The organism is Simplicispira hankyongi, assembly GCF_003570885.1.
GTDB lineage: Bacteria > Pseudomonadota > Gammaproteobacteria > Burkholderiales > Burkholderiaceae_C > Simplicispira > Simplicispira hankyongi.
The window spans coordinates 953784-980535 of sequence record NZ_QXJC01000003.1; the positions used below are offsets into that span (position 1 = coordinate 953784).

Annotated in this window: 28 protein-coding genes; 17 read left to right on the forward strand and 11 right to left on the reverse strand. The window is 65.4% G+C overall.

The genetic code is table 11. The annotated features are described in order from the left end of the window. Positions 1-28: 28 nt before the first annotated feature. From D3F03_RS11085 to D3F03_RS11115, 7 genes are all read left to right on the forward strand, one after another. On the forward strand, positions 29-1285 hold the full coding sequence (locus D3F03_RS11085; protein WP_119109396.1) for a cation:proton antiporter domain-containing protein: 1257 nt from the start codon (positions 29-31) through the stop codon (positions 1283-1285). After that, entirely contained in the window at positions 1275-2399 is a 1125-nt protein-coding gene (locus tag D3F03_RS11090; RefSeq protein WP_119109397.1) for a YbdK family carboxylate-amine ligase, read from the forward strand. Before D3F03_RS11085 ends, D3F03_RS11090 begins: the two co-directional genes overlap by 11 nt. 91 nt (positions 2400-2490) lie before the next feature. Then, positions 2491-3465: a thiamine-phosphate kinase gene (gene thiL, locus D3F03_RS11095; RefSeq protein WP_119109398.1), complete on the forward strand. Its 975-nt coding sequence runs from the start codon at positions 2491-2493 to the stop codon at positions 3463-3465. Positions 3466-3496: 31 nt separating this feature from the next. After that, positions 3497-4189: a helix-turn-helix transcriptional regulator gene (locus tag D3F03_RS11100; RefSeq protein WP_119109399.1), complete on the forward strand. Its 693-nt coding sequence runs from the start codon at positions 3497-3499 to the stop codon at positions 4187-4189. Between the two features lie 97 nt (positions 4190-4286). After that, complete coding sequence (locus D3F03_RS11105) at positions 4287-4919, forward strand: glutathione S-transferase family protein (protein WP_119109400.1); 633 nt, start codon at positions 4287-4289, stop codon at positions 4917-4919. Between the two features lie 171 nt (positions 4920-5090). Then, a complete protein-coding gene (locus D3F03_RS11110; protein WP_119109520.1) occupies positions 5091-5693 on the forward strand; it encodes a phosphatidylglycerophosphatase A family protein in 603 nt (200 codons plus the stop codon). 101 nt (positions 5694-5794) lie between these two features. After that, positions 5795-6232, forward strand: coding sequence for a CinA family protein (locus tag D3F03_RS11115; protein WP_245960592.1), 438 nt, complete (start codon positions 5795-5797; stop codon positions 6230-6232). A 57-nt stretch (positions 6233-6289) separates the two neighbouring features. On the opposite strand, the gene D3F03_RS11120 is transcribed toward D3F03_RS11115, so the two are convergent. Then, entirely contained in the window at positions 6290-7129 is an 840-nt protein-coding gene (locus D3F03_RS11120) for a UPF0149 family protein (RefSeq protein WP_119109401.1), read from the reverse strand. A 105-nt stretch (positions 7130-7234) separates the two neighbouring features. Here D3F03_RS11120 and D3F03_RS11125 point away from each other — a divergent pair, with 105 nt between their 5' ends. The 4 genes from D3F03_RS11125 (at position 7235) to D3F03_RS11140 (ending at position 11034) form a co-directional block, all read left to right on the forward strand. Next, positions 7235-8032 (forward strand): BUD32 family EKC/KEOPS complex subunit, encoded by a 798-nt coding sequence (locus D3F03_RS11125; RefSeq protein WP_245960575.1) that lies wholly within the window; start codon positions 7235-7237, stop codon positions 8030-8032. A gap of 62 nt (positions 8033-8094) precedes the next feature. Continuing rightward, complete coding sequence (locus D3F03_RS11130; protein ID WP_119109403.1) at positions 8095-8358, forward strand: nitrilase-related carbon-nitrogen hydrolase; 264 nt, start codon at positions 8095-8097, stop codon at positions 8356-8358. Next, positions 8355-9023, forward strand: a complete 669-nt coding sequence (locus D3F03_RS11135; protein ID WP_119109404.1) for a nitroreductase — start codon at positions 8355-8357, stop codon at positions 9021-9023. Before D3F03_RS11130 ends, D3F03_RS11135 begins: the two co-directional genes overlap by 4 nt. A gap of 157 nt (positions 9024-9180) precedes the next feature. After that, positions 9181-11034 (forward strand): ABC transporter ATP-binding protein/permease, encoded by a 1854-nt coding sequence (locus D3F03_RS11140; RefSeq protein ID WP_119109405.1) that lies wholly within the window; start codon positions 9181-9183, stop codon positions 11032-11034. 24 nt (positions 11035-11058) lie between these two features. Here D3F03_RS11140 and D3F03_RS11145 read toward each other — a convergent pair whose 3' ends face one another. From D3F03_RS11145 to argS, 8 genes are all read right to left on the reverse strand, one after another. Next, positions 11059-11565, reverse strand: a complete 507-nt coding sequence (locus D3F03_RS11145) for a PIN domain-containing protein (protein ID WP_245960576.1) — start codon at positions 11563-11565, stop codon at positions 11059-11061. Next, positions 11537-12856: a THUMP domain-containing class I SAM-dependent RNA methyltransferase gene (locus tag D3F03_RS11150; protein WP_119109407.1), complete on the reverse strand. Its 1320-nt coding sequence runs from the start codon at positions 12854-12856 to the stop codon at positions 11537-11539. Before D3F03_RS11150 ends, D3F03_RS11145 begins: the two co-directional genes overlap by 29 nt. 142 nt (positions 12857-12998) lie before the next feature. Beyond that, entirely contained in the window at positions 12999-14564 is a 1566-nt protein-coding gene (locus tag D3F03_RS11155; RefSeq protein ID WP_119109408.1) for an RNA polymerase factor sigma-54, read from the reverse strand. Positions 14565-14566: 2 nt separating this feature from the next. Further along, the gene (gene lptB, locus D3F03_RS11160) at positions 14567-15337 is read right to left on the reverse strand and encodes an LPS export ABC transporter ATP-binding protein (protein WP_119109409.1); all 771 of its coding nucleotides are present in this window, start codon (positions 15335-15337) and stop codon (positions 14567-14569) included. Continuing rightward, positions 15334-16008, reverse strand: coding sequence for a lipopolysaccharide transport periplasmic protein LptA (lptA, locus tag D3F03_RS11165; protein ID WP_119109410.1), 675 nt, complete (start codon positions 16006-16008; stop codon positions 15334-15336). Before lptA ends, lptB begins: the two co-directional genes overlap by 4 nt. A gap of 150 nt (positions 16009-16158) precedes the next feature. Further along, entirely contained in the window at positions 16159-16797 is a 639-nt protein-coding gene (locus D3F03_RS11170; RefSeq protein WP_119109411.1) for a thiol:disulfide interchange protein DsbA/DsbL, read from the reverse strand. A gap of 53 nt (positions 16798-16850) precedes the next feature. Continuing rightward, positions 16851-17492 (reverse strand): SPOR domain-containing protein, encoded by a 642-nt coding sequence (locus tag D3F03_RS11175; RefSeq protein ID WP_119109412.1) that lies wholly within the window; start codon positions 17490-17492, stop codon positions 16851-16853. Positions 17493-17512: 20 nt separating this feature from the next. Next, entirely contained in the window at positions 17513-19210 is a 1698-nt protein-coding gene (gene argS, locus D3F03_RS11180; protein ID WP_119109413.1) for an arginine--tRNA ligase, read from the reverse strand. A 97-nt stretch (positions 19211-19307) separates the two neighbouring features. Here argS and D3F03_RS11185 point away from each other — a divergent pair, with 97 nt between their 5' ends. Beyond that, positions 19308-19631, forward strand: coding sequence for a PsiF family protein (locus tag D3F03_RS11185; protein WP_119109414.1), 324 nt, complete (start codon positions 19308-19310; stop codon positions 19629-19631). 69 nt (positions 19632-19700) lie between these two features. Here D3F03_RS11185 and D3F03_RS11190 read toward each other — a convergent pair whose 3' ends face one another. Next, positions 19701-20156 (reverse strand): DUF2214 family protein, encoded by a 456-nt coding sequence (locus D3F03_RS11190; protein ID WP_119109415.1) that lies wholly within the window; start codon positions 20154-20156, stop codon positions 19701-19703. Then, positions 20153-21139, reverse strand: a complete 987-nt coding sequence (locus tag D3F03_RS11195; RefSeq protein WP_119109416.1) for a LysR family transcriptional regulator — start codon at positions 21137-21139, stop codon at positions 20153-20155. Before D3F03_RS11195 ends, D3F03_RS11190 begins: the two co-directional genes overlap by 4 nt. A gap of 347 nt (positions 21140-21486) precedes the next feature. Between D3F03_RS11195 and D3F03_RS11200 the strand changes: the two genes are divergently transcribed. From D3F03_RS11200 to D3F03_RS11220, 5 genes are all read left to right on the forward strand, one after another. Beyond that, a complete protein-coding gene (locus D3F03_RS11200; RefSeq protein WP_119109417.1) occupies positions 21487-23694 on the forward strand; it encodes a malate synthase G in 2208 nt (735 codons plus the stop codon). Between the two features lie 204 nt (positions 23695-23898). After that, positions 23899-24120, forward strand: a complete 222-nt coding sequence (locus D3F03_RS17500; protein WP_119109418.1) for a cysteine-rich CWC family protein — start codon at positions 23899-23901, stop codon at positions 24118-24120. 21 nt (positions 24121-24141) lie between these two features. After that, positions 24142-24330: a 4-oxalocrotonate tautomerase gene (locus D3F03_RS11210; protein ID WP_119109419.1), complete on the forward strand. Its 189-nt coding sequence runs from the start codon at positions 24142-24144 to the stop codon at positions 24328-24330. A gap of 11 nt (positions 24331-24341) precedes the next feature. Then, positions 24342-25802, forward strand: coding sequence for a DHA2 family efflux MFS transporter permease subunit (locus D3F03_RS11215; RefSeq protein WP_281271430.1), 1461 nt, complete (start codon positions 24342-24344; stop codon positions 25800-25802). Positions 25803-25831: 29 nt separating this feature from the next. Beyond that, a complete protein-coding gene (locus D3F03_RS11220; RefSeq protein ID WP_119109421.1) occupies positions 25832-26599 on the forward strand; it encodes a class II glutamine amidotransferase in 768 nt (255 codons plus the stop codon). Positions 26600-26752: the final 153 nt, after the last annotated feature.

The following is a 26752-nucleotide window of genomic DNA, read 5'->3' on the forward strand; positions in this document are numbered from 1 at the left end:
CATGCCGGCAGATCGAAGGAACCTATTGATGAATGAAATCCTGAGCTTCTGGGCCCAGTGGCTGCGCCCCTCAGCGGGAATTCCGACCGTGCAGTGGTCTCTGCTGCTGGCCGTGGCAGCCATCGCGGGCCACTTGCTGCAGCGCCACATCGGCTTGCCCAAGGTGGTCGGCTACACCGTCGTTGGCACCGTCGCCGGTCTTGCCGGGTTCAGTGGCGCTCCCTGGCCGCTGCAGGGCAGCAGCCTGTTCCTGCTGGAACTGGGCCTAGCCGTGGTGCTGTTCGAGGCCGGCGGGCGCATTCCGCTGCGCTGGTTTCGCCACAACCCCATGGTGCTGGTGCAGAGCTTTGCCGAATCGGCACTGACTTATTTCGCCGTGCATTGGCTGCTCGTGTGGCTGGGGCTGGAAGAGCGCGTGGCCAGCCCCCTGGCGCTCGTCGCCCTGGCCGCATCGCCCTCGGTGCTGACGCGCGTGGTGGCCGACACCCGCGCCGCCGGCCCGGTGACCGAACGCGCCATCGTGCTGGCCACCCTCTCCACCTTGTACGCGCTCACGCTGGGCAGCGCCGGCGCGGAGCTGATCAATCGGCCGGCCGTTGTGCTCACCGACACGATCTATCCGGTGATGGTCGTGCTGGGTGTCTCGATTGTGGTGGCGGCGGTGCTGGCGCTGACCTTGCGCACGGCCTTGCGCTTCATGAGCCCGACGAGCGAAAACACCTCGCTGCTGCTGTTGACGCTGGTGGCGGCAGCCACCGCCGTGGCGGCTCACCTGGGCGGCTCGGCGCCGCTGGCCGCACTGCTCGGGGCCATGCTGCTCAAGCAGCTCAACCCACGCCCGTGGGCCTGGCCGCGCCATCTGGGCAACGCCTCGGCGCTGCTGACCATGCTGATGTTCGTGCTTGTCTCCACCGTCGCGGCGCAGGCCGACTGGAGCGGGCGCGTCGCCGGACTGGTGCTGGCGCTGATTGCCGCCCGGCTCGTGGCCAAGGTGGTGGGCGTGGCCCTGGGCAACGTGGGCAGTGGGGCGAGCTGGCAGCAAGCCCTGTGGGTGGCGAGCGCGATGACGCCGATGTCCTCCATCGCCCTGCTCATCGCCTCGCAGTTCGTGCTGAAGTCGCCCGAAACCGGGCCGATGATTGCCCAGATCGCCCTGCCGGCGATCTTGCTGATGGAAGTGGTGGGCGCCGTGATCTGCACGCTCGCGATTTACCAGGCCGGCGAGAGTTCCAAACCCTGGGCGCTGACCACGCGTGTGAGCACCGGAGACCCGCATGAGTCTTGAAGCCTTCACCCATTCCGAACCGCTCACCCTGGGCGTCGAGCTGGAACTGCAGCTCGTCAACACGCACGATTACGATCTGGCGCCCTACGCCGACGACATGCTGCGCCTGATGCAGCGCCACCCGCTACCGGGCACGGTGGTGCCCGAGATGACGAACAGCATGATCGAGATCTCGACCGGCATCTGCCATTCGAGCAGCGAGGTGCTGGGGCAGCTCTCGCAGATCCGCGATGCATTGGTCAAATGCGCCGACAAACTCAACATCGCCGTGGTCGGCGGCGGCACGCACCCTTTTCAGCTCTGGCACGAGCGGCGCATTTACGACAAGCCGCGCTTTCAGGAACTCTCGCAGCTCTACGGCTACCTGTCCAAGCAGTTCACCATTTTTGGCCAGCATGTGCACATTGGCTGCCCAGACGCCGATTCGGCCCTGCTGATGCTGCACCGCATGTCGCGTTTCATTCCGCACTTCATTGCGCTCTCGGCGTCCAGCCCCTACGTACAAGGGCAAGACACGGCGTTCGACTCGGCGCGGCTCAACTCGGTGTTTGCCTTCCCACTCTCCGGCCGCGCGCCCATGGCGCTGACCTGGGCCGACTTCGAGGCCTATTTCAACAAGATGACGCGCACCGGCGTCGTCAAGAGCATGAAGGATTTCTACTGGGACATCCGTCCCAAGCCCGAATTCGGCACGATTGAAATCCGCGTCTTCGACACGCCGCTGACGATTGAGCGCGCCGCCGCGCTGGCCGGCTTCGTGCAGTCGCTTGGCGCCTGGTTCCTGGCCGACCAGCCCTTCATGCCCACGGAGGACGACTACCTGGTCTATACCTACAACCGCTTCCAGGCCTGCCGCTTCGGCATGGACGCGGTTTATGTGGACCCGGCGACCGGCGACCACATGCCGCTGCGCGAGCACATCATGCGCACCATCGACCAGATTGCCGGGCACGCTGCCGCGCATGGCGCCTCGGGTGCCCTGCACCTGCTGCGCAGCGAGGCGGCGGCCGGCCAGAACGACGCCCGCTGGCTGCGCGAGCGCCAGCGCGAAGAGCAATTGCTGGCCGAAGTGAGCCGCCAGGCGGCGCAGCGGTTCAGGGGGGCGCCCCCCTGAGTCGCCTTCTCCCCAGGAGGGCGCCCCCAGCACCCGGAGTGCACACGGCATTTGCATGTCGGGGCGGCCCTTGCCCCCACAATGCACGCCCATGGGTGAATTCGAGCTGATTGCAAGGTATTTCAAACGCCCGGTGCGCCGCGCGTCCCTGGGCGTGGGCGACGACTGCGCCCTGCTGGCGCCGCGCCCGGGCATGCAACTGGCGGTCTCGTCGGACATGCTGGTCGAGGGGCGGCATTTCTTTGCCGATGTAGACCCGCAAGCGCTGGGCCACAAGGCGCTGGCCGTCAACCTGTCCGACCTGGCGGCCTGCGGCGCCGAGCCGCTGGCCTTCACGCTGGCCCTCGCCCTGCCGCAGGCCCACGACGCCTGGCTGGCCGCATTTGCGCGCGGCCTCTTGGCCTTGGCCGATGCGCACGGCTGCGAACTGGTCGGTGGTGACACCACGCGCGGCCCGCTCAACATCTGCATCACCGTGTTCGGCGAAGTGCCCACGGGCCAGGCCCTGCTGCGCAGTGGCGCGCAGGTGGGCGACGACCTGTACGTGAGCGGCACGCTCGGCGACGCCCGCCTGGCGCTCGAAGCCTTGCAGGGCCGCATCGCGCTGCCCGCAGACGTTCTCGCCACTGCGCGCCAGCGGCTGGAGCGCCCCACGCCGCGCGTGGCGCTGGGCCTGGCGCTGCGCGGCCTGGCCACCAGCGCCATCGACCTGAGCGACGGCCTGCTGGGCGATGTGGGCCATGTGTTGCAGGCCTCGGGCGTGGGGGCGAGTATCCAGGTGGAGAAAGCTATGGAATTGCTAGCTTCTAGCGCTTATCAATCAAGCGCTGGAGGCCAATTTGAACAAGATTTCTGGCGGCGATGCGTGCTCGCGGGCGGCGACGACTACGAACTCGCCTTCACCGCCCCGCCGTCCGCGCGCGCGGCAGTGGCCGCGGCGGCGCTGCAGGCCGACACGGCCGTGCGGCGCATCGGCCAGATCGAGGCGGCAGCGGGCCTGCGCGTGGTGGATGCAGCGGGCCATGGTCTCCGCTTGGCTTTCCCATCCTTCGACCACTTCGCCTGAAGCCGGCACAGACTGCCACCATGCCATCGCCATGAGCCGCGCCGCCCGCCTGCTGCAACTGCTCGAAGCCCTGCGCGGGCACCGGCGCCCGGTGAGCGCGACCACCCTGGCCGCCGAGTTGCACGTGAGCCCACGCACCCTGTACCGCGACGTGGCGACGCTGCGCGAACAGGGCGCCCAGATCGACGGCGCGGCCGGAATGGGCTATGTGCTGCAGCCCGGCTTCACGCTGCCGCCGCTGATGTTTGGCGAGGACGAGATCGAGGCCCTGGTGCTGGGTGTGCGCTGGGTGGCGCTGCAAGCCGACCCCACGCTGGCCCAGGCCGCGCGCCAGGCGCTGGAGCGCATCCGCGCCACCTTGCCGGGGCCTTTGCGCCTGGCCGTGGACACCAGCGGGCTGCTGGTTCCGCCGGGGCGCCCGGTTACGCCTGAACCCTGGCTGCCCACGCTGCGCCGGGCCATCCGGACCGAGCAGTCGGTGCACATCGCCTACCGCGATGCGCACGAAACCGTCAGCCAGCGCACCGTGTGGCCCTTTGCCATGGCCTTCTTCCAGGAGTCACGCATGCTCGCAGCGTGGTGCGAACTGCGCCAGGACTTCCGCCACTTTCGTGCCGACCGCGTGGTGGCGCTGACCGAAACCGGCCTGCGCTACCCGGCGCGCCGCCACACGCTCATGCGGCGCTGGCGCGACCAGATGGGCTACCCGCTCGCGCTGGACTGACACGGCGGGGCAAGCCGCGACCCCACACCACTGCTGACAGTTTCTGACACGGCGGCAGCCTACGCTGGCGCCTTCGTTCAACTCCCAAGGAAGCACCATGGCCCATCCCTTCACCCTCTACACCCACCCCATGTCGCGCGGCCGCGTGGCACGCTGGATGCTCGAAGAATGCGGCGCCGCCTACGAGACGGTGCTGCTCGACTACGGCACGACAATGAAGGCGCCGGCCTACCTGGAGATCAACCCCATGGGCAAGGTGCCCGCACTGCGGCACGGCGACACCGTGGTGACCGAAGTCGCGGCCATCTGCGCCTATCTGGCCGACCAGTTTCCGCAGAAGCAACTGGCGCCGGCCCCGGCAAGCCCTGCGCGCGGCGCCTACTACCGCTGGCTGTTCTTTGCCAGCGGTCCGATGGAAGCGGCGACCACGGCCAAGTCCCTGGGCCTGCTGGCCCCGCCGGACAAGGCAATTCAGGCAGGTTACGGCCGCTACGAGGATGTGATGGACACGCTGGAAGCGGCTGTCTCACAAGGTCCTTACCTGTGCGCGGACCACTTCACCGCGGCCGATCTGTTCATGGCGGCGTTCCTGGGCTGGGGCATGCAGTTCGGCAGCATCGAAAAGCGCCCGGCGTTCGCCCGCTACGCCGAGCCCCATCTGCAGCGCCCCGCCTATCGGCGTGCGACAGAGATCGACGACGCGCTGATGGCGCAGGCGCAGAAGCCCTGAGCCCCACAACACACCTCCCGGGCAACGCCCCCCCGGTGCCACCGCTGCCAGCAGCGGTGGCACACTCTGGCGTCATCCCAAGGAGCTTTGCGTGACCCCTTCTTTTCCTCTTCCGTCCCCGGGCCTTTGCGCCCTGCGTGGCGGCGCACGGGCGCTGCAGCGGGTGCACCCATGAGCGGCTCCGGCGATGTCGATGCAGGCAGCCGCAGCGGTGTGAGCGACGTGAGCGACGTGAGCGACGCCATCCTGGTGCGCGATGCCGGCGACGCCGCGCCCCGCCCGAAGCGCCCCAGTGCACGCTTCCTGCTGGCGCATCCGGCGCATTTCATCGCCCTGGGTTTTGGCTCCGGCCTCTCGCCCTGGGCGCCGGGCACGGTGGGAACGCTCTGGGCCTGGCTGGCCTGGCTGGTGCTGCAGCGCTGGCTGACGACAGCCGAGCTGGGTCTCTTGATTGCCGGTGGCACGCTGGTGGGCTGGTGGGCCTGCACCGTTGCCGCGCGCAACCTGCGCATTGCCGACCCCGGCTGCATCGTCTGGGACGAGGTGCTGGCCTTCTGGCTGATTCTCTGGCTGGCCATGCCCATGGGGCTCACGGGCCAGACCGTGGCCTTTGCCCTGTTTCGCTATTTCGACGCCGCCAAGCCCGGCCCCGTGGGCTGGGCCGATGCGCAGTTCAAGGGTTTTGGCGCACGCGGCGCTTTTGGCATCCTGTTTGACGACTTTGTCGCCGCCTTCTGCACGCTGCTGGTGATTGCGCTTTGGAGGTTCTGGTGAACCCGGAATCGCTCCCGAATCAGGAGCTTCAGGCGCAATCTCCATCGGCGCTAGAGGCCGATTTGACCTATATTTCTGCCGCCTTGCTGGCGCGCGGCGAGATGCTGGCCACCGCCGAGAGCTGCACCGGCGGGCTGATTGCCGCCGCCTGCACCGACTTGGCGGGCTCCAGCCAATGGTTCGAGCGCGGCTTTGTCAGCTATTCGAACGCGGCCAAAACCGAGTTGCTGGGCGTGCCTGCCGCGCTCATAGACACCCACGGCGCTGTGAGCGAGCCGGTCGTGCGTGCCATGGCCGAGGGCGCCATCACGCATTCGCAGGCGCAGGTCAGCGTGGCCGTCACCGGCGTCGCCGGACCCAGCGGCGGCACGCCTGACAAGCCCGTGGGCACCGTGTGGTTCGCGTGGAGCGTTGCCGGGCGCACCGTCAGCGAGGTGCAGTGCTTTGGCGGCGGCCGGGCGGCGGTGCGCGCCGCCACGGTGCAGCACGCGCTGGCACAGTTGCGCGCATGGCTCGACAGCACCAAAAAATCTGGATGAAATAGGCTGCTAGCGCTTATTCCATAAGCGTTAACAGCTATTAATATAGTAGCGCCCTCACGCGCCGTGGCACTTCTTGAACTTCTTGCCGCTGCCGCACCAGCAGGGGTCGTTGCGGCCCGGCTCGGGCGCCTTGCGCACCGTCTCGACGCGCGGGCCCAGGCTTTTCCAGAGCTGGCGCAGGTCGTAGACCGCCCAGATGGCCTCACCGAACAGCTCCACGCGGGTTTCGCTGAGCGAGGGCAGGCCGTCTTCCGCGTACATGTTGACGGTCGGCTTGCCCGTGTCGTCTTCGGTCAGCGCGACGATGGAGTCGAGCGCGTCGTCCAGCCACTGGGCATGCTCGCGCTCACGGGGTGGCGCCCAATCTTCCGGCCAGTTTTCGACGGCGAACATGAAGCCCAGCGCCCAGACCTGGGCAAACGAAGGCACTTCGCCGTCTTCAATGCTTGGGCGTTCGGCCTCGGGCAGGGCCAGCAGCGCGCCGCGCACGTCCATCACCTCGGGCTCCAGCGTGCGCGGGTCGTCCAGTGCCTCCACGGGGGTGTCGAGCGCCAGCGTCACCTCGTCCCAGCGGCGCTGCCAGAGCGCCAGAAAGCGCGCCTGCTGGTCCAGATCGGCAAACATGGGCAGCAGCGGCAGCGCCTCGCCTTCGGGCAGATCGAGGCTCTCGCCATCGCCCAGCAGCATGGGCAGGTATTCCCCCGGCGGGATGGCGCGGCGGCTGCAGACCAGCGCAGTCAGAAAACCGTCGCAGAACTCCCACTGCGGGGTTTCGTCGAGGCGCACGCGCAGCTCGTCGAGAATGTCGTCCAGCGCCTCCAGGTCGTCGGGCGAGAGCGCGGGAGCGGGCTCGGCCCCCGGTTGGAGGGGGGATGCTGGTGTGGATTCGGTCATGTCGGTCGGTCCTATGATGGGCGGCGGCCGCTCCTAAAGGGCCGCGCCAGACGTGCCGCCCAGTGTAGCGCCGGCCCTCTTTCTTTCACCCGACGAATCCGCTTTGTGACCGCCCCGATGGATTACCCCGCTTTCCTGCGCGCCCATGCCGCCACCCAGACGCGCAGCATTGCCAGCTACCAACAAGGCGGCGAGCAGCTCTGGCTCAAAAAGGCCGGCCCGCGCAACGCTGGCAGCCGCTACCAGCTCATGGGCGCACTCGCCAGTGTGCTGCGACTGCCAATCTTCACCCCCGTACCCAATCTGGGCGGCCAGGAGGCCATCGCCACCGAAGCACGGCGCCTGCGTGAATTTGCGGTCCTCGGCATCCACGTGCCGGCACTGCTCGCCGTGCAGAGCGACGCCCTGCTGCTGCGCCACCTGGGCGTGCCCGGCCAGCCCACGCCCTCGCTGGCCAACGAAATGCGCGACGCCGTACCGGCCGGCGCCGCTGCGGTGCTGGCGCTGTGGCGACAAGGCCTTGCCGCCATTGGCGAAGTGCACGCCAAGGGCAGTTGCCTGAGCCAGGCCTTCGCCCGCAACCTGGTGCGCTGCGCGGACGGGCAGGTCGGTTTCATCGATTTCGAAGACGACCCGGCCGGCACGCTGCCGCTGGCGCTGTGCCAGGCGCGCGACGCGCTGTGCTTTGCGCATTCCAGCGCGCTGGCGCTGCACGAGGCGGATGCCCTGGCCACCGCCCGGCCGCTATGGCGCGCATGGCTCGCACAAGGCCAGCCGCACATGCAGACCGCGGTGGCCGCTAGCGTCGCGCGCCTCGCCTGGCTGCGCCACCTGCCGACCAGTCGCCGCCTGGGCCGCGACCTGCAGCGCGCACGCGCGGCGCACGACCTGCTGGCACCGTGATGACAGACACACTGCCGTGCCCTGCGGCACACTGCTTTGCCCCACCCCTCCCAGGAGACCCCATGAAACTCAGCGCCGCCGTCGCCCAGTGCGCCACCGTGATGTTCGACAGCGCTGCCACCGTCTCCAAGGCCCAGGCGCTGATGGCGAAGGCCGCCGGGCAAGGCGTGCAGGCGCCGGTGTTTCCCGAAGCCTTCTTGGGCGGCTACCCCAAAGGCGCGGATTTCCACATCTACATCGGTGGCCCCACGCCGGAAGGGCGGGAAGATTGGCACCTGGCGCCCGGCGCCAGCACGCAAACAGCCAGCGGGCAGGCCCGCCCATGAAGGTATCGGACGCCATTGCCCAGCGCATGTCGGTGCGCGCGTTCCAAGCCAGGGTGCCGCCCGCCGCCACGGTGCGCGCCATCCTCGAAGCTGCAGCACGTGCGCCTTCGGGCGGCAACCTGCAACCCTGGCGGGTGCATGCGCTCACGGGCGCGCCGTTGGCCGAGCTCCTGGCCCATGTTGCGGCCAGCCCGCCCCAGCCCGAACCCGAGTACGCCGTCTACCCACCGAGCCTGTGGGAACCCTACCGCACGCGCCGCTTTCAAAACGGCGAGCAGCTCTACAGCACGCTTGCGATGGCGCGCGAAGACAAGGCTGCGCGCCTGCGCCAGATGGCAAAGAACGCACAGTTCTTTGGCGCGCCCGTCGGCATTTTTTTGAGTATCGACCGGCGCATGGGGCCGCCGCAATGGTCCGATCTGGGCTGCTACCTGCAGAACGTGCTGCTGCTGGCGGTGGAGGCCGGCCTTGCCACCTGCCCACAGGAATACTGGGCGTTCTGCTCCGAGCCGGTCAAAACATTTCTCGGGCTGGACTCTGCGCAGACGCTGTTTGCCGGCATCGCCCTGGGCTATGCGGACGAACAGGCCCCCATCAACCAGATGCGCACGCCGCGCGCGCCGTTTGAGGAATTTGCGCTCATGTGGGGATTTTCAGACGGCTGAAGCGCTCAGCCGTCAATCGCTGGCTCGGACTTGTGCGTCTCGCGGCGGCTCCCTACACGGCTGCGCGCTGCGGCTGACTGCGCGGCGTTGGCATTGGCCCTGGCCCTATGCTTGCGGCCGGATGCCCTCTTCGCTTCGCGTACACGCGCACACCTTTATGTCCACACCCGCAGCCACTGCTGAACTTCCTGACGGCTCTCTCGATGGCCAAGGTCCCGGCACGCCCTTGACGCCCAAAAAGACCCGGCGCAGGCACGCCCCGACCTTGTCGCTTGCCGCCTGGAAGCAGTTCATGAGCGTCGCCAAGCCGTATTGGCAGGGCGACCAGAAACGCATGGCGTGGGGGCTGTTGGCGCTGCTGATTGGGCTGATGGTCGTCGATACCCAGTTGGCGGTCATGCTGGTGGACAAGAGCGGTGAAATCACCTCGGCGTTGGCGGGACGGGATGCGTCGCGCTTCTGGGCGGCCGTGCGCACCACGCTCTACGTGCTGGCCTTCGCGGTCCCGGTGTACGCGTTCTACTACTACATGCGGGACGCGTTCTCCAACTATTGGCGGCGCTGGCTGACGTCCCGCTTTCTGGATGGTTACCTCAGCGAACGCCATTACTATGAAATCGGCGCGCGCGGCGCCATCGACAACCCGGACCAGCGCATCAGCGAGGACATCGACACTTTTACCGGGCGTTCCACCAACTTTCTGCTGATTTTCATCGGCTCGCTGATGCAACTCATCGCCTTCAGCGCAGTGCTCTGGTCCATTTCCCACACCCTGGTGGCCATCTTGGCCGTCTACGCCTTTCTCGGAACATTCGGCGCCCTGTACCTGTTCGGGACACCCCTGATCCGCCTGAATTTCTGGCAACTGCGCCGTGAGGCCGATTTTCGTTTTGGCCTGATGCGGCTGCGCGAGAACGCCGAATCGATTGCGTTCTACCGCGGCGAAGCACAAGAGCGCGTGCAGCTCAATCAGCGCTTTGAGGCCGCGTTCAACAACTTCGCCCGAATGATCAAGATGCAGCGCTCGCTCAACCTGTTCCAGCGCTCGTTCAGCCAGCTCACCTTGGTGGTGCCCAGCGTCGTGCTGGCAGGAGCCGTTCTGGCGGGCGAGATGGAAGTCGGGCGCGCGGTACAGGCCGCGGGTGCCTTCACCGCCGTGCTGGCGGCCGTCTCGCTCATCGTGGACAACTTCGAGAGCCTGAGCCGCTTCGTGGCAGGTATCGACCGATTGCACGCGCTCTCGCAGGTGGTTCTGAAAACCCCGGCGGCGCCCGCGCCCTGGGCCGAGCCGCCTGCGATCGGTGAGATTGCCGCCATCGCAAAGCCCGATCTGTCGCCGAAGATCGAGATGCGCGCCGGCGACACCTTGGCCATTGAGGGACTCACCCTGTACACACCCGACTACCGCCGCATGCTGGTGCAGGACTTGTCGCTGCAGCTCGCACCGGGCGAGGCGCTGCTCATCACGGGCCCGAGCGGCTGCGGCAAGAGTTCGCTGCTGCGGGCCATTGCCGGCTTGTGGAACAGTGGCAGCGGGGTGGTGCAGCACCCGCCGATCGAAGACATGTTCTTCCTGCCACAACGCCCCTACATGCAAAGCGGCACGCTGCGCAGCCAGATCATCTACCCATCCACCACCACCGATCTCGCAGATGAGCGGCTGCTGGAGCTACTCCAGCAGGTGCACCTCGAAACGCTGGCCGAGCGGGTCGGCGGATTGGAAGCGACGCACGATTGGGAAAAGCTCCTCTCCACCGGTGAGCAGCAGCGCCTGGCGTTTGCGCGGGTGCTGGCGCGCCATCCTGGCATGGTGATTCTGGACGAAGCCACCAGCGCACTCGATGATGCCAACGAGGCCTCGCTGTACCAGCAGCTGCGCGAAAGTGGGGCCACGTTGGTCAGCATTGCGCACCGGTATTCGGTGCTGCGGCACCACAGCCAGGTGCTGGAGTTCAAAAGCGACGGTGCCTGGGCGCTGCACGACGCCGCCACGTTCAACTTCGCTGGCTGACGCGCGACTCTGCGGCCCAGGGCCTCATTCGGCGCCAACGCGCACAGGCTGAGAATGGCCAATGGACGAGAGGGACGTCGCAGCTTCGGCACCACAAGCGAGCAGGCGCTTGCGCAGACGCAGCACCGCCTTGTCCTTGGACAGCAGGATGGCGCCGTGCGCTGCGGCCAGGTCGATGAAGGGCTGGTCGTCGGCGTCCTTGCAAATGGCGCTGGCACGCGGTGCAGGCGCCACGGTCTGCACGGCGGCATCAAAGCGCGCCAGCACGGCCTCAGGCGTGAGGCCGTAGAACGCGACGCGCGGCGCGATCTGCGGGTAGCTGAGCACGCGGGCCAGCTCGCCGCGCATGCCGGCTGTCGCGATCCAGTGCAGCGCCCCCGAAACCAGCAGGCCGGGCAGCAGCGCGGTGGCCGGGTCGGCAAACACCAGCAAGTCGAGCACGATGTTGGTGTCCAGCACCAGCGCGCGGCGGCTGCCGGCGGCTGGCAGCGCCGCCGTCAGCTCACGCACCATCGGCGGAAGCGGGAGCATCGCCCGGCCGGCTGCGCAGGCTGCCGCGAATCAGGTCGAAGCGGAACAAGCGGCATTCGATGGGGCCGTTCCACATCGGCACGCGGCGCGACTCCTTCAGGCGCATCTTGCCGGGGAGCTTCAGGTCGGGCGTGAGCATCCACGCCTGCCAGCCCGTGTAATGCTTCTTCCAGTGGCTGGCGAGCTGCTGGAAGAATTCGCTGCCGTCGCCACTGTCCCCCTCCGCGCCCTGCACTTGCGCCGCCTCGCGCCCCACGGCCACCCCGTGCGCGCGCTGCTGGGCACGCTCGCGCGCGTTTTGGCCGGCGGAGCCTGCCGCAGCAATGCGCTCGCCGTACGGTGGGTTGAGCAGCATCACGCCCGGCTGCTCGCAGGGCGGCATGCGCTGCAGGGCGTCACCGCCGCGCAGTTGCACGGCCCGGGCGACGCCGGCGCGCTCGGCGTTGTGCTCGGCAAAATCGACCATGCGGTGTGAAATATCACTGCCAAATATACCTGTAGGGCAGGTAGTTATTGCGCTAGTAGCTTCTTCTTTGATAGCACCCCAGACATGCATCTGGAATGGCAAGAGCTTCTCAAAGGCAAAGCGCCGTTGCAGGCCCGGCGCAATATTGCAGGCCATTTGTGCCGCTTCGATGACCACCGTGCCACTGCCGCAGCACGGGTCGTAGAGCGGCAGGGGCGCATCGCCCTGCGGGTCCCAACCGGTGGCAGCGATCATGGCGGCGGCGAGCGTCTCCTTGAGCGGGGCGTCGCCTTTGGCTCCGCCTTCCTTGACGTTCCGCCAGCCGCGCTTGAACAGCGGCTCACCCGAGGTGTCGATGTAGACCGTGGCCTCGTCGGTGGTCAGGTGCAGGTGCACGCGCACGTCGGGCCACTGGGTGTCCACGTCGGGGCGCACGCCGGCCTTGGAACGAAAGCGGTCGGCCACCGCGTCCTTGGTGCGCAGCGCGGCAAAGTTCAGGCTGGTCAGTGGGCTGTGCTGGGCCGTGACTTCCACCTTGAAGCTCTGGCGCGGCGTGAACCAGATCTCCCAGGCAATGCCGGACGCCAGGGCGTAAATATCGTTCTCGTTGCGGTACAGGCCCTGGGCCAACTGCACCAGCACGCGCTGCGCCAGGCGGCTGTGCAGGTTGAGCAAAAGCGCATCGCGCCAGGAAGCCTGCAGCAGTACGCCGCCACGGCCCACAAGCAAATCGTTGCCGGTGAGGCCAGTGATTTGGTGCACCTCGTCGGCCAGAAAGCCCTCGACGCCGGCGGCGCAAGGGAGAAATAGATGAAGTTGATTCATAGGATGACTGTTGCGCCGTGCAACCACCGCTGCCACCAGCAGCCAAACGCCAGTGCCACCGTGGAACCGGCTTTGCCGGGCCAGGGGTGGCGTCCCCCTCCCGCAGGAGAGGGGGATGGCGCGCAGCGCCGCAGGGGGTGTTTCATGTCAGCGCCTTGCGCAGCGTGGTGGTGGGGATCTTCAGCGCTTCGCGGTATTTGGCCACGGTGCGGCGCGCGCATTCGATGCCCTGCTCCTTGAGCATGTCGGCAATCTGGCTGTCCGAGAGCGGTCTGGCCGGGTTCTCAGCGGCGACGAACTGTTTGATGAGCGCCCGCACCGCCGTGCTCGACGCATTGCCGCCCGTATCCGTCCCCAGACCCGAGCCAAAGAAAAACTTGAGTTCGTAAGTGCCCTGGGGCGTGGCCATGTATTTCGCGGTGGTGACACGCGAGATCGTCGATTCGTGCAGCCCCAGCTCGTCGGCAATGTCGCGCAGCACCAGCGGGCGCATGGCCAGTTCGCCATGCACGAAGAAGTTCTTTTGCCGTTCGACGATGGCGCGCGAGACGCGCAGGATGGTGTCGAAGCGCTGCTGGATGTTCTTGATGAACCAGCGCGCCTCCTGCAGCCGCTGCTGCAGCGCCTGGTGGCCGTCGCTGCCGCGGTGGCCGCGCAGGGCGCCCGCGTAAATGTCGTGCACGCGCAGGCGCGGCATCACGTCGGGATTGAGCTGCACGGAAAACTGCGCGCCTCCTGTGCCGACACGGCGCACCAGCACGTCGGGGACGATGGCATTGCGCTCCACATTGGCAAAGCGCCGGCCGGGGCGGGGTTCAAGGCTGGCAATGAGGGCCATGGCCGCGCGCACGGCGTCTTCGCTGGCGCCGCACAGGGGGGCCAGGCGCCGCACGTCGCGCCGCGCGAGCAGGTCAAGCGGCTGCTGGCAGATGGCAAGCGCGGTCGCGAGTGTCTCGGCGTGCTGCGCCTCGTCGTGCCGAAGCGCCTGCAGCTGCAGGCGCAGGCATTCCGCCAGATTGCGCGCGCCGACACCGGTGGGCTCCAGACTTTGCAGCAGCGAGAGCGCCACGGTGAAGCGGTGCACCAGTTCTTCGGCTTCCTCCGCGTCGCCCTCGGCCAAACCGGCGGCCAGCTCCTCGAGGGGGTCTTCCAGGTAGCCGTTGTCGTTCAAGGATTCGATCAGAAAGGAGAGCGCTGCACGGTCAATATCGGAAAGGCGCAGCGACAGCGCCTGGCGGTGCAGGAAGTCGGTCAGCGAGCCATGCTCCTGCGCGCGGTCCAGCGCGTCGCCCACGCCTTCGCCTTGGTCGCTCTGCTGGCGCGCGGGGGCGTCGCCGCCCCATTCGGCATCGTCAGGCGCCAGGTCGTACGTGCCATCGCCCGACCAATCCAGCAGCTCATCCGCTCCGGAATATTCCGAATCATTTTGGCTATCGGCGTTTACTGCACTTTCGCTATCAGCTCCTGAATACGTAGCGCTTTCGATGGGCGCATCATCAGCCTGCACGGGCATGTCGGCCTGCAGCAGGCCAAACTCCTCGCGCGGCGCCTCGTCGCTCTCGCGTTCCAGAAACGGGTTGTCGTCGAGCATCTGGTCGACTTCCTGCCCCAGCTCCAGCGTCGAGAGCTGCAGCAATCGAATGGATTGCTGCAACTGCGGCGTGAGCGCCAGATGCTGCGAGACGCGCAGCGACAGGCCGGGTTTCACGGCTACATCCGGAAGTGCTCGCCCAGGTACACCCGGCGCACTTCGGCGTTGTCCACGATGTCGGTCGGCGTGCCCTGCGCCAGCACCTCGCCCTCGCTGATGATGAAGGCGTGGTCGCAGATGCCCAGCGTCTCGCGCACGTTGTGATCGGTGATCAGGACACCGATACCGCGCGCCTTCAGGAAACCGATGATGCGCTGGATCTCGATCACGGCGATGGGGTCGATCCCGGCAAAGGGCTCGTCCAGCAGAATGAAACGCGGCTGCGTGGCAAGGGCCCGTGCAATCTCCACGCGGCGGCGCTCACCGCCCGAGAGGGCCACCGCTGGAGAGTCGCGCAGGTGTTCCACGCGCAACTCTTGCAAAAGCTCGGTCAGGCGCTCTTCAATGGCCGCCTTGGCGAGCGGTTTGCCCTCCTCGCCCTGCTGCAGTTCCAGCACGGCGCGCACGTTCTCCTGCACCGTGAGTTTGCGGAAAATGGAGGCTTCCTGGGGCAGGTACGACAGCCCCAGGCGCGAGCGCCGGTGGATCGGCATGTGCGCCACCGAATGCCCGTCGATCAGGATGTCGCCCGCGTCGCAAGGCACCAGGCCGACGATCATATAAAACGAAGTGGTCTTGCCCGCGCCATTGGGGCCGAGCAGTCCGACGACCTCGCCCTTGCGCATGCTGAGGGACACGTCCTTGACCACCTTGCGGCCGCCATAGGATTTCGCCAGGTGCCGCACCTCCAGCAGGCTGGTCGCGCTGCTGGCCTGCGCTGGTGCCGTCACTTCGCGTCGCCGCCGAGGCGGTTGCTGGGACGCAGAAGGGGGTTGGCGTCCGAGGCTGGAGCGGCGGCGGCTGCTGGCGCGGCGTCACGCGGCGCGAGGACAGCCCGTACGCGCCCTGTACCGTCCCCCGGCTTTTTGCCCGTGTTGCGGCCGTCCACGGTAAATACATCGGTCAGGTTGTTGTAGACGATCACGTCGCCGGTAATTTCGTCACTCAAATCACCCCCCCGGTAACGGCGCAGCTCGGCCTGATGGATGAAGCGCACGGTATCGGCCTTGCCGTTGTATTCGATGGTTTGCGCCTCCCCCTCGATGAACTCTTGCGGGGCGCTTGGCGCCGTGTCGCGCTTCTGGCGGAAAAACGCGCGCTGACCAGCACCACCGGTGACCGTTCCCGACTGGTAGCCGTCGGCGTCCTGGTGCACCTCCAGCCGCGTGCCGCGCAGCACGATGCTGCCCTTGGTCACGACCACCTTGCCGGTGAACACGCTGGTCTGCTGCAGTTCGTCGTGCCGCAACTGGTCGGCCTCGATGTTCATGGGCTGGTTGCGATCGGCCTTCTCGGCGAACACCGGCGCCGTGGCAAGCACCCCCATGGCGGCGAGCACCCATGCGATGAGCTCGACGGGTCGCACACGAGAAAAAGGAGACGGCAAGAAAAGAGAGAACATGCGAAGAGTGTCAGTAAAGGGCACGCCAACGCAGGGTGAACACTGCTGGCCTTTGGCGGCACGAATCTTGCAACCATTGTGCCATGCACGGGCAAAAAAATGCCCGCAGCGTCCGCGGGCATTACAGGGAAGACAGCCCCGGTTGCGAAATCAGCCTTTGGCGACCAACGCTTCGACCACTTTGAGCATTCCGGTCAGGCTGCCGGCCATGCTGCCATCGGTGTAGTAGCGCCCTGCCACGCCCATGGAGGGAACACCCTCGACGCCGTAGGCGTCTTGCAATTGGGACACCTTGCGGACCTCGTTGGAGACTGTGAAGGAGTTGTACATCTCCTTGAACTTGGCCAAATCCATGCCCGGCTGCTTGGCGATCCAGGCAAAAATGCCATCGTCCTTGGAGAGATTTTGCTTCTCGACGTGAATGGCATGAAACACCTTGGCTTGCAGTTGGTCTACCTTGCCCAAGCCTTCAAGGGCGTAGTACAACTTTTGCTGAGGGGCAAAACTCGCGTTGAAGGCGATCGGGACGCGGCGAAACGCCATGGTTTTGGGCGGCGTCTTGAGCCAGGCTTCCAGCGTGGGCTCGAATTCGTTGCAATGCGGGCAGTTGTACCAGAAGAACTCAATCACCTCGACCTTGCCGGCGGGGGCCTCGACGAGCGCGGGCTTGGAAAGGCGGGTGTAATTCTTGCCTTCCGTGGGCGCAGCGCCCTGTGCCCAGACTGGCAGAGACAGACCTGACGCCGCCAGCAGGGTGGCCGAGGTGGCGGAAAACTCTCTACGGTTCATTCAATACGCTCCTGATGGGTGTTTGCTGTGGGATGGAGAGCCGGCGCGAAAGTTCAGCGCTGTACGCGCACCAGCGCCGACTCGACGCCAGCGCCATCGAGCTTCTCCTTGAGCTGCTCGGCGTCTACGCGCTTGACAAAGGGGCCAATGCGCACGCGGAACACGGTGCGCCCGCTCTGCTCGCGCTCGTTCACGCGGGCCTCCCACCCCAGCATGGCAAGCTTGGCGCGCTGGGCGTCGGCGTCGCTCTGGGTGCGAAAGGCTCCGGCTTGAACATAGTAGTCAAACGGATCGACAGACCCCGCAGCCGTTGGTGCTGCTGCTGCGGGCGCCGACTTGCCTGCACGTGCCTTGGCCAAGTCGCCCAGTGGATCACTGGGCACGGGTGCCGGGTTGGCTGCTGCCGGGGCCGATGCCGGGGTCGATGCGGAGGCCGCAGCAACACCAGCGGCCGGGCTCGCCGTGGCAGGCGCAGGCCGCACGCTGCCTTTGCCATACAGCGGCAAATTCGGGTCCCAGTTTTTGTTCTTTTGCTCCTCGGCATTGTCCTGATCGGAGCTGCGGATCGCCCCCTTGTTCAGAAAAGGCACCGGTACTTTGGTGACATACACCGCCACGCCCAGCGCTACGCCCAGGCCGATCAGCAGGCCAATGATGAGACCAACGATGGTTCCGCCCGATTGATTCTTTTTCATATCCTCGCCGTGGTTCCGATTCACATTCTTCGTGGCGCCGAGACGCCGAGCACCGCCAAGCCATTGTGCAATACCTGCGCCGTGGCAGCGACGAGCGCCAGACGTGCGGTTTTCACACGCGCATCGTCCACCAGGATGCGCTCGGCATCGTAGTAGCTGTGGTAGCTGGCGGCCAGGTCGCGCAGGTAGAAGGTGACGTCGTGGGGCGCCTCGCCTTCGGTGGCTGCGGTGAGCATCTCGGGGTATTTGGCCAGTTGCAGCATCAGGGCCTGGGCCTGCGGGCCGTCGAGCGGCGAAAGGTCCACGTCCGCCAACGTCGCGACGTCGCCACCCCAGCCCGCCAGCACCGAGCAGATGCGGGCATGGGCATATTGCACGTAGTACACCGGGTTGTCGTTGTTCTTCGCCACCGCCAGGTCGACGTCAAAGGTGTATTCGGTATCGGGCTTGCGGCTGAGCAGGAAGAAGCGCACGGCGTCCTTGCTGGTCCACTCGATCAGGTCGCGCAGCGTCACGTAGCTGCCAGCGCGCTTGCTGATCTTGACCTCTTCGCCGCCTTTGACCACGCGCACCATGGTGTGCAGCACGTAGTCGGGGTAGCCCTGTGGAATCCCCACGTCGGCCGCCTGCAAACCAGCGCGCACCCGGGCAATGGTGCCGTGGTGGTCGGTGCCCTGGATATTGACCACCTTGGTGAAGCCGCGCTCCCATTTGGCGATGTGGTAGGCCACATCGGGCACGAAGTAGGTGTAGGTGCCGTCCTGCTTGCGCATGACGCGGTCCTTGTCGTCGCCGTAGTCGGTGCTCTTGAGCCACAAGGCGCCGTCCTGCTCGTAGGTCTTGCCGTTGGCGATGAGCCGGTTCACCGTTGCCTCGACGCGGCCGCTGGTGTACAGGCTCGATTCGAGGTAATACTCGTCGAAATGCAGGTTGAAGGCCTGCAAATCCTTGTCCTGCTCGTTGCGCAGGTAGGCCACCGCAAACTGGCGAATGTTGTCGTAGTCCTCCACATCGCCGTTGGCGGTGAACTCACGATCATCGGCCTTAACGGTGGCACGAGCCTTGAAAGCCTCGGCAATGTCGGCGATGTAGTCGCCGTTGTAGAAGTTCTTGGCCAGCGGGTTGTCGCTGTCGGTGGGCCAGCACTCGTCACCGGGCTTGAAGCCCTTGGCACGCAGCTGCGTGCTCTTGGTCAGGGTGTCAATCTGCACCCCCGCATCGTTGTAATAGAACTCGCGGTGCACGTCCCAGCCCTGGGTGGCAAACAGGTGGCACAGGGCGTCGCCCAGTGCCGCCTGCCGGCCATGGCCCACATGCAGCGGGCCGGTCGGGTTGGCCGAGACGAACTCCACCAGCACCTTGTCGCCACGCTTAGGCTGCATGCCAAAGCGCGTTCCAGCGCCCAGCACCTCCTGCACCACCTGTTGTTTGGCGGCGGGTTTGAGGCGGATATTGAGAAAACCGGGGCCAGCGATGTCCATGGCCTCGACCCAGCGCTCGAATGCAGGCATGGCCAGCAGCGCGGTGCGCAAGCGCTCGCCCAACTCGCGCGGGTTGGCCTTGAGCGGCTTGGCCAGTTGCATGGCGGCGGTGCACGCGTAGTCTCCATGGGCGGCAACCTTGGGCGATTCGAACGCAGCGCGCGCGCCAGCGCCGGGGGCAAAGCTTTCCAGCACGTCGGACAGGGCCGCGAGCAGTTGTTTTTTGGCAGTGAGCATTGGCGGATTTTACGGGGCTCGCCAGCGCGCCCTGCGCAGGGGTATATTGCGTGCACGGGGCGCTTTGGCCTCGTTTTTTTCCTCCAATGGAGCACCCATGAAAAAGCTTCTTGCCTTGACCACTCTCGGACTCGCCTGTGCTTTCGGAACGGCCTGGGCGGCCGATGCACCGGCACCCGCTGCGGCCGCATCGGCCCCTGCCAAAGCGCCCACCAAACAGCAGTCGAAGATGAAGACCTGCAATGTCGAGGCCAAAGGCATGAAGGGCGACGAGCGCAAGGCCTTCATGAAGACCTGCTTGAGCAACAAGGCCGAAGCGGCGCCCACCCAGCAGAGCAAGATGAAGACCTGCAACGCCGAAGCCAAGGACAAGAAGGGCGCCGAGCGCAAGGCGTTCATGAGCGAGTGCCTGAAGAAGTAAACCGCCACTTCGCCACACAACGAAAACCCCGCCTGGCGGGGTTTTCTTGTTTCTGCGGCCCCTGGGACGTCAGCGCGTCAGCACGCCACGCGCCAGGAACACGGCGGCGAGCAGTATCAGGCCCAGCAAGTGCGTCTCCAGCATCACCCAGCGGCGCGCGGCGCGCACTTCGTCTTCGGGCGGGAGTTCGCCCGTGGCGACCACCTTGCGGCGCCAACGCAAAAAGGAAAAAGTGGGCTTGAGCGACATCAGCCCGATCGCGACGAACACGGCGATCTTGAAATGCAGCAGTGGCTGGCTCCAGTACCAAGCCACACCCTTGTAGCCCCAGAACGTGCGTGCCAAGCCCGCCGCCACCACGGACATTGCGGCAATGCCATAGATCAGATCAAGCCGCACCAGGCGGTGGATGACGGCGGCGCTCATCCATTCGGTACGGCACAGCGCCGCTTCGCTTGCCATGAAAACCACCATGGTGAAGATGGCGACCAAGTGGAAGTAGGCCAGGAAAGATTCCAAAATCACGCGGAGACTCCGGTTTGCCAGAACTGTGGTTCGGCGTAGTGGTGTTTGAGCAAGTCGATCCACAGGCGCACGCGCAGTGGCAGGTGCTTGCGCTGGGGAAAGACAACATAGATGCCATTGGGCGGTGCGGCGTAATCCTCCAGCACCGCCACCAGCTGGCCCGAGGCAATTTCGCGCTCGACCTCCCAAGTGCTGCGCCAGGCAATGCCGTATCCTGCCAGGCACCAGTCGAACAGCACCTGCCCGTCCGAGCAGTCGAGCGGCCCGCGCGGGCGCAGGTACACCACCTCCCGGCCCGACTCGGCCACGGATATGCCCGCGTCCGAGAGGGTGCGCTCCTGGTCCTGCCCAAGGGCATTTCGCGGGACGCGAAACGCCCAGCCGCGCGTCTGTGAGGCTTCGCTCGACAAGGTCAGGCAGTCGTGCTGCATCAGGTCGGCGGGCAGTTGGGGCGTGCCGCGCTGCGCCAGATACTGCGGCGTTGCGACACACAAGCGGCGGTTGTCGGCCACGCGCACGCTGACCAGCGACGAATCGGGCAGGTCGCCCACGCGCACGGCGCAATCAAAGCCTTCGCCAGGGAGATCCACCACCCGGTCGCTGAGGTTGAGCGAAATCTGCACGTCGGGGTGCAGCGCGCGAAAGCGCGGCACCAGCGGCGCCACGTGGCGCCGCCCAAAGCCTGCCGGCGCCGTGATGCGCAGGTGCCCGCTGGCCTTGATGCCGCCCGCCGACACGCTGGCCTCGGCGTTGGCCACATCGGCGAGCACGCGCTGGCAATCCTCAAGGAAGGCGCTGCCTTCGTGCGTCAGGCTGATGCGGCGCGTGGTGCGCACTAGCAGCTTGACGCCCAGGTGCTCCTCCAGAGCGTCGAGCCGCCGACCCATGATGGCGGGCGCCACGCCTTCGGCCCGCGCCGCCGCCGTGAGGCTGCCACGCGTGGCAACGGAGACGAAAGACTCGAAGGCCTTGAGTTTGTCCATGGGGGCCGATTATGGAGACAAGGCGGCTTTCTGGGGCGGGTCGTCTGCAAAGCCAGGTTGAAAGCCAGAATTTTTAATAAAATAGGCTTCTAGCGCTTACAGATAAAGCGCGTACAGCTACTATTTTGATAGTACAGATACACCTCTGGATGGCTCTCACATCGCCACGTCATGACCAGGCCGCGTGCTTTATCTTTGCGTATTAGTCATTGGTTTTCAACTTTTCAGGCTGTTTATAACCCAATTGATTTGCAATAAAGTCACTGCCATAGGCAGGTGCCGTTCGCCGCACAACCGCCGGCAAGGCAGGCACTTTGCCAAGTTCCGATTTTTACCAAGGCCTCCCCATGAACGATCGCACCACCCTCCACGGCCTGCAAGTGGCCACGACGCTTCAGCGCTTCATCGACGAACAGGTGCTGCCCGGCACTGGCATCGACAGCGCTGCCTTCTGGAAAGGCTTTGGCGCCATCGTCACCGATCTCGCACCGCGCAACATCGCCCTGCTGGCCGAGCGCGAGCGCCTGCAGACCGAGCTCGACACCTGGCACAAGGCCAACCCAGGTCCGATCAAGGACATGCTGGCCTACCGCACCTTTCTTGAGCGTATCGGCTACCTCGTGCCCCAGCCGGCAGAAGTGAAGGCCACCACCACCAACGTGGACGACGAACTCGCCCTGCAAGCCGGCCCGCAGCTCGTGGTGCCTATCCTGAATGCCCGCTACGCGCTCAACGCCGCCAATGCGCGTTGGGGCAGTCTGTACGACGCGCTCTATGGAACCGACGCAATTCCCGAAACCGATGGCTGTGAAAAGGGCCGAGGCTACAACGCCAAGCGCGGCGCCAAGGTCATCGCCTTTGCCCGCCGCGTGCTCGACGAATCCACCCCGCTGGCCCAGGGCTCGCATGCCGATGCCACGGCTTACCGCATCGAAAACGGCGCACTGGTCGTCGCGTTGCAAGGCGGTGCCCGCACCGGCCTCAAGGACCCGGCACAGTTCACGGGCTACCAGGGCGACGCGGCGAACCCGTCGTCCGTGCTGCTGCAGCACAACGGACTGCATCTGGACATCCGCATCGACCGCAGCACCGCCATCGGCAAGACCGATGCCGCCGGCGTGAGCGACCTGGTGCTCGAAGCCGCGCTTTCCACCATTCTCGACCTGGAAGACTCGGTCGCCGCCGTGGACGCCGAAGACAAAGTGCTGGGCTACGCCAACTGGCTGGGCATCCTGAAAGCGACGCTGACCGAAGAAGTCACAAAGGGCGGCAAGACCTTCACGCGCGGCCTCAACGCCGACCGAATCTACACGGCGCCCGCCGGCAGCGGCGAGGTGCGCCTGCACGGCCGCTCGCTGATGTTCCTGCGCAATGTCGGCCACCTCATGACGAATCCGGCCATCCTCTGGACGGACAAACAGGGCCAGGAGCGCGAGATCCCCGAGGGCATTCTCGACGCCGTGGTCACCACCACCATCGCCCTGCACGATCTGCAGGGGCACGGCAAGGACGGCATTCGCAACTCGCGCAAGGGCAGCGTCTACATCGTCAAGCCCAAGATGCACGGCCCCGCCGAAGTCGCGTTTGCCAGCGACCTGTTTGGCCGCGTGGAGCAGCTTCTGGGCCTGCCGGAGAGCACCGTCAAGCTGGGCATCATGGACGAGGAGCGCCGCACCAGCGTCAACCTCAAGGCCTGCATTGCCGCTGCGAGCAGCCGCGTGGCCTTCATCAACACCGGCTTCCTCGACCGTACCGGCGACGAGATGCACAGCGCCATGTACGCCGGCCCCATGATTCGCAAGGGCGACATGAAGACCAGCGCCTGGATCCAGGCCTACGAGAAGAACAACGTGCTCGTCGGTCTCTCCTGCGGGCTGCGCGGCAAGGCACAGATTGGCAAAGGCATGTGGGCCATGCCTGACCTCATGGCCGCCATGCTGGAGCAAAAAATCGCCCACCCCAAGGCCGGCGCCAACACCGCCTGGGTGCCAAGCCCCACGGGCGCGACGCTGCACGCCCTGCACTACCACCAGGTGCTGGTGAGCGAGGTGCAAAAGGAGATGGAAAAGATCGACGCCAACGCCGAGCGCGACAACCTGCTCACCGGCCTGCTGACCATTCCCGTCACGGCCAACCCGAACTGGAGCGACGCCGAAATCCAGCAGGAACTCGACAACAACGCGCAGGGCATCCTGGGCTACGTGGTGCGCTGGGTGGACCAGGGCGTGGGCTGCTCCAAGGTTCCCGACATCCACAACGTCGGCCTGATGGAAGACCGCGCCACGCTGCGCATCAGCAGCCAGCACATGGCCAACTGGCTGTTGCACGGCGTGGTGAGCGAAGGCCGCATTCAGGCGACCTTCCAGCGCATGGCTGCCGTGGTGGATCAGCAAAATGGCGGCGACCCGCTTTACAAGCGTATGGCTGGCAATTTCGACACCAGCATGGCCTACCAGGCGGCGTGCGAACTGGTTTTCAAGGGCAAGGATCAGCCCAGCGGCTACACCGAACCGCTGCTGCACGCCTGGCGGCTCAAAGTGAAAGCCGCGGCCTGAATCCCGCCGGCGACTTGGGCTGGAGAAAAGCGCTATAAATTTAATTGCTGCAAGCCCTTTATACGTAAGCCTTAGAGGCTAGTTTATTAAAATAATGGCGTGGTGCTGGCTCAGCACCACGCCATTTTGCGTATGGCTCTACACTCACAGACGACACCCGGATACCGGCCTGAATCTTCTTCCGGCAGCACGCCCCACTTCACCATGACGACACCGCCGCAAGAATCTGCCTCCACGGCTGCTGCGCGTTGCCCACTGTGCGAGCAGAACAACCACTGCAAGATGGCGGCCGGAGAAGACGCTGCCCGGTGCTGGTGCATGCACACGCCGGTGTCCCCTCTCGCTTTGGCCCGCGTTGCGGACAATGACCGGCATCGGCGTTGTGTTTGCGCCGCTTGCGCGCAGGCAGCTCTGACCAACCCATGATTGTTTTTCAAAGGAATCCCTATGCCCACCTACCACGTTGAAATGCTGGAAGGCCGCACCGTCGAGCAAAAGCGCCGCCTGGTCGAGGAGATCACGCGCGTCTCTGTCGAGATCCTGGGCGGCTCAGCCGAGTCGGTGGATATCTTGATCACCGACGTCAAGCGGGAAAACTGGGCCACGGGGGGCAAGCTCTGGTCCGAGCGCAGCTAAGCGAGGCGTGAGTGGCTCGCGGTTCGGGTAGCCTCCAAGATCTCAAGGAGCGGTACGGCGAGCGCTACCGCTGGCTGCTTTTGTTGTCGGTCATGGTCGGCACGATGGCATCCATCATGTCGTCCACTGTGATCAACGTGGCCATCCCGGACATGAGCCAGCACTTCTCGCTGGGCCAAGGCCGTGCGCAATGGGTAGCTTCTGGCTTCATGGTGGCCATGACCGTCTCCATGCTGACCACTCCGTGGCTGCTCGGGCGCTTTGGCTACCGGATGACCTATGTCGCCTCCATGCTGCTGCTGCTGGCGGGGGGCATCGCCGGCGGCACCGCCGGCAACTTCTCTCTGGTATTGGTGGGACGTGTGGCCCAAGGGTTGGCGGCTGGTATCGTTCAACCCATTCCAGCGGTGATCATCCTCTACGGGTTTCAACCCCACGAGCAAGGGCGGGCCAGCGGTCTGTTTGGCATGGGCGTGGTGCTTGCTCCCGCCGTCGGGCCGACCATTGGCGGGCTGTTGGTGGACTGGTTTGGCTGGCGCTCGATCTTTTTCATGGTGGTCCCTTTTTGTCTGGCCTCTCTCTGGCTGGCATTCAAGTACGTACCGAGCACGGCGCCTGGCGGGGTAGCAGCGGATCGCGGGGGCAAGACCATCGACTGGCGCGGGCTGCTGCTGGGAAGTGTGGGCACGCTCTGCCTGCTCAATGGTCTGGTGGAGCTGCACCACGGCCCGGCGTCACGCGCACTCGCGTTGCTGGGCGGCGCCGCGACATGCACGGCACTGTTTGTCTGGTGGCAGGCGCGGCTGGGTCGCACGGGACGCCAGCCGCTAATGGATCTTCGCCTGTTTGACTACCGGCAGTTCACCATGGGCAGTATCGTGGCATTTATCTATGGCACGGCCTTGTTTGGATCGACCTATTTGCTTCCGGTTTTCATGCAGTTGGGGCTGCATCTGTCGGCGTCTTTGGCAGGAACAATCCTGCTGCCAGCGGGCATTGTGCTGGCCATCACCATTCCTATTGTCGGCAGACTTGCCGACCGGCAGCCCACTCACGTACTGGTGAGCATCGGTCTTTTCTTGCTGGCGCTTTCGTTCGCCCTGATGCTGTTGGTGCACCTGAAGTCCGGGCTTTGGATATTGGTCGCTTTGTCTGTGCTGGGGCGCATCGGCTTGGGATTCATTCTGCCGTCCCTCAACCTCGGCGCCATGCGACCGCTGGACAAGACTTTGATTTCGCAGGGCTCCAGTGCCATCGGTTTTCTGCGCATGCTAGGCGGCGCAGCTGGCGTGAGCCTGTGCGGCATCGTTCTTGAATGGCGCATTGCGGCACATGGAGCATCGCTCAGTTCCAAGGGATCTGATGCAGCACGCATCGCAGCGTTTGGCGAGACATTTGTGATGCTTGCACTGCTCTGCACCATCGCGATGATCGCCGCCTGGCGTTTGCGTGCCACTGTGCCGAAGTCCTGAGGCCAACGATTCCACCGCGTAAGAGACCTATGTGCCAGCTCCTTGGAATGAACTGCAACACGCCGACCGACGTGCGCTTTAGCTTTTCGGGTTTCGCACAACGAGGGGGCCATACGGGGGATCACAGCGACGGATGGGGAATCGCTTTTTTTGAAGGCAAGGGCGTCCGCCATTTTGTGGACCATCAGCGCGCCGTCGATTCACCCGTGGCGGAGCTGATCCGGCGCTACCCGATCAAGAGCAGCAACGTTATCGCGCACATCCGAAAGGCAACCCAGGGCTTGGTCAGTCTGCAAAACTGCCATCCCTTTGTTCGTGAACTCTGGGGACGCTACTGGGTATTTGCACACAATGGCGATCTGAAGAACTATCAGCCGCATCTGCATCGCGGCTTTCACCCTGTCGGAGACACCGACAGCGAGCGAGCCTTCTGCTGGATCATGCAGGAGCTCTCGAAATCGCATGCCCAAGTCCCAAGCGTAGAAGAACTCACGTTAACTTTGCGCGAGCTGGCAGCCCGCATCGCGCACCATGGAACCTTCAACTTTCTGCTGTCGAACGGACTGGCACTGTGGGCCCACGCGTCTACGGACCTGCACTACATCGAGCGCCGCCACCCCTTTTCTGCCGCCCATCTATCAGACGAAGATCTGTCAGTGGATTTCGCGCACGAAACACAAGCCAGCGACAAAGTCGCCATCATCGTCACGGCCCCGCTGACCCGAAATGAGTATTGGCAAGCCTTCGCACGCCATGAACTGAAGGTATTTGTCGATGGGGCGGCCTTGACCCTGTAATCAGGTGCCCGGTATTAGAGGCCTGCGCTACTTCTGCCGGAGGCTGCTTTGATTTCCCCAAAAAGCGAAACCCCCTTGAACCTAGAGGATTCAAGGGGGTTTGGCAGGGCTGTAAGAGCCTGACGATGACCTACTTTCACACGGGAACCCGCA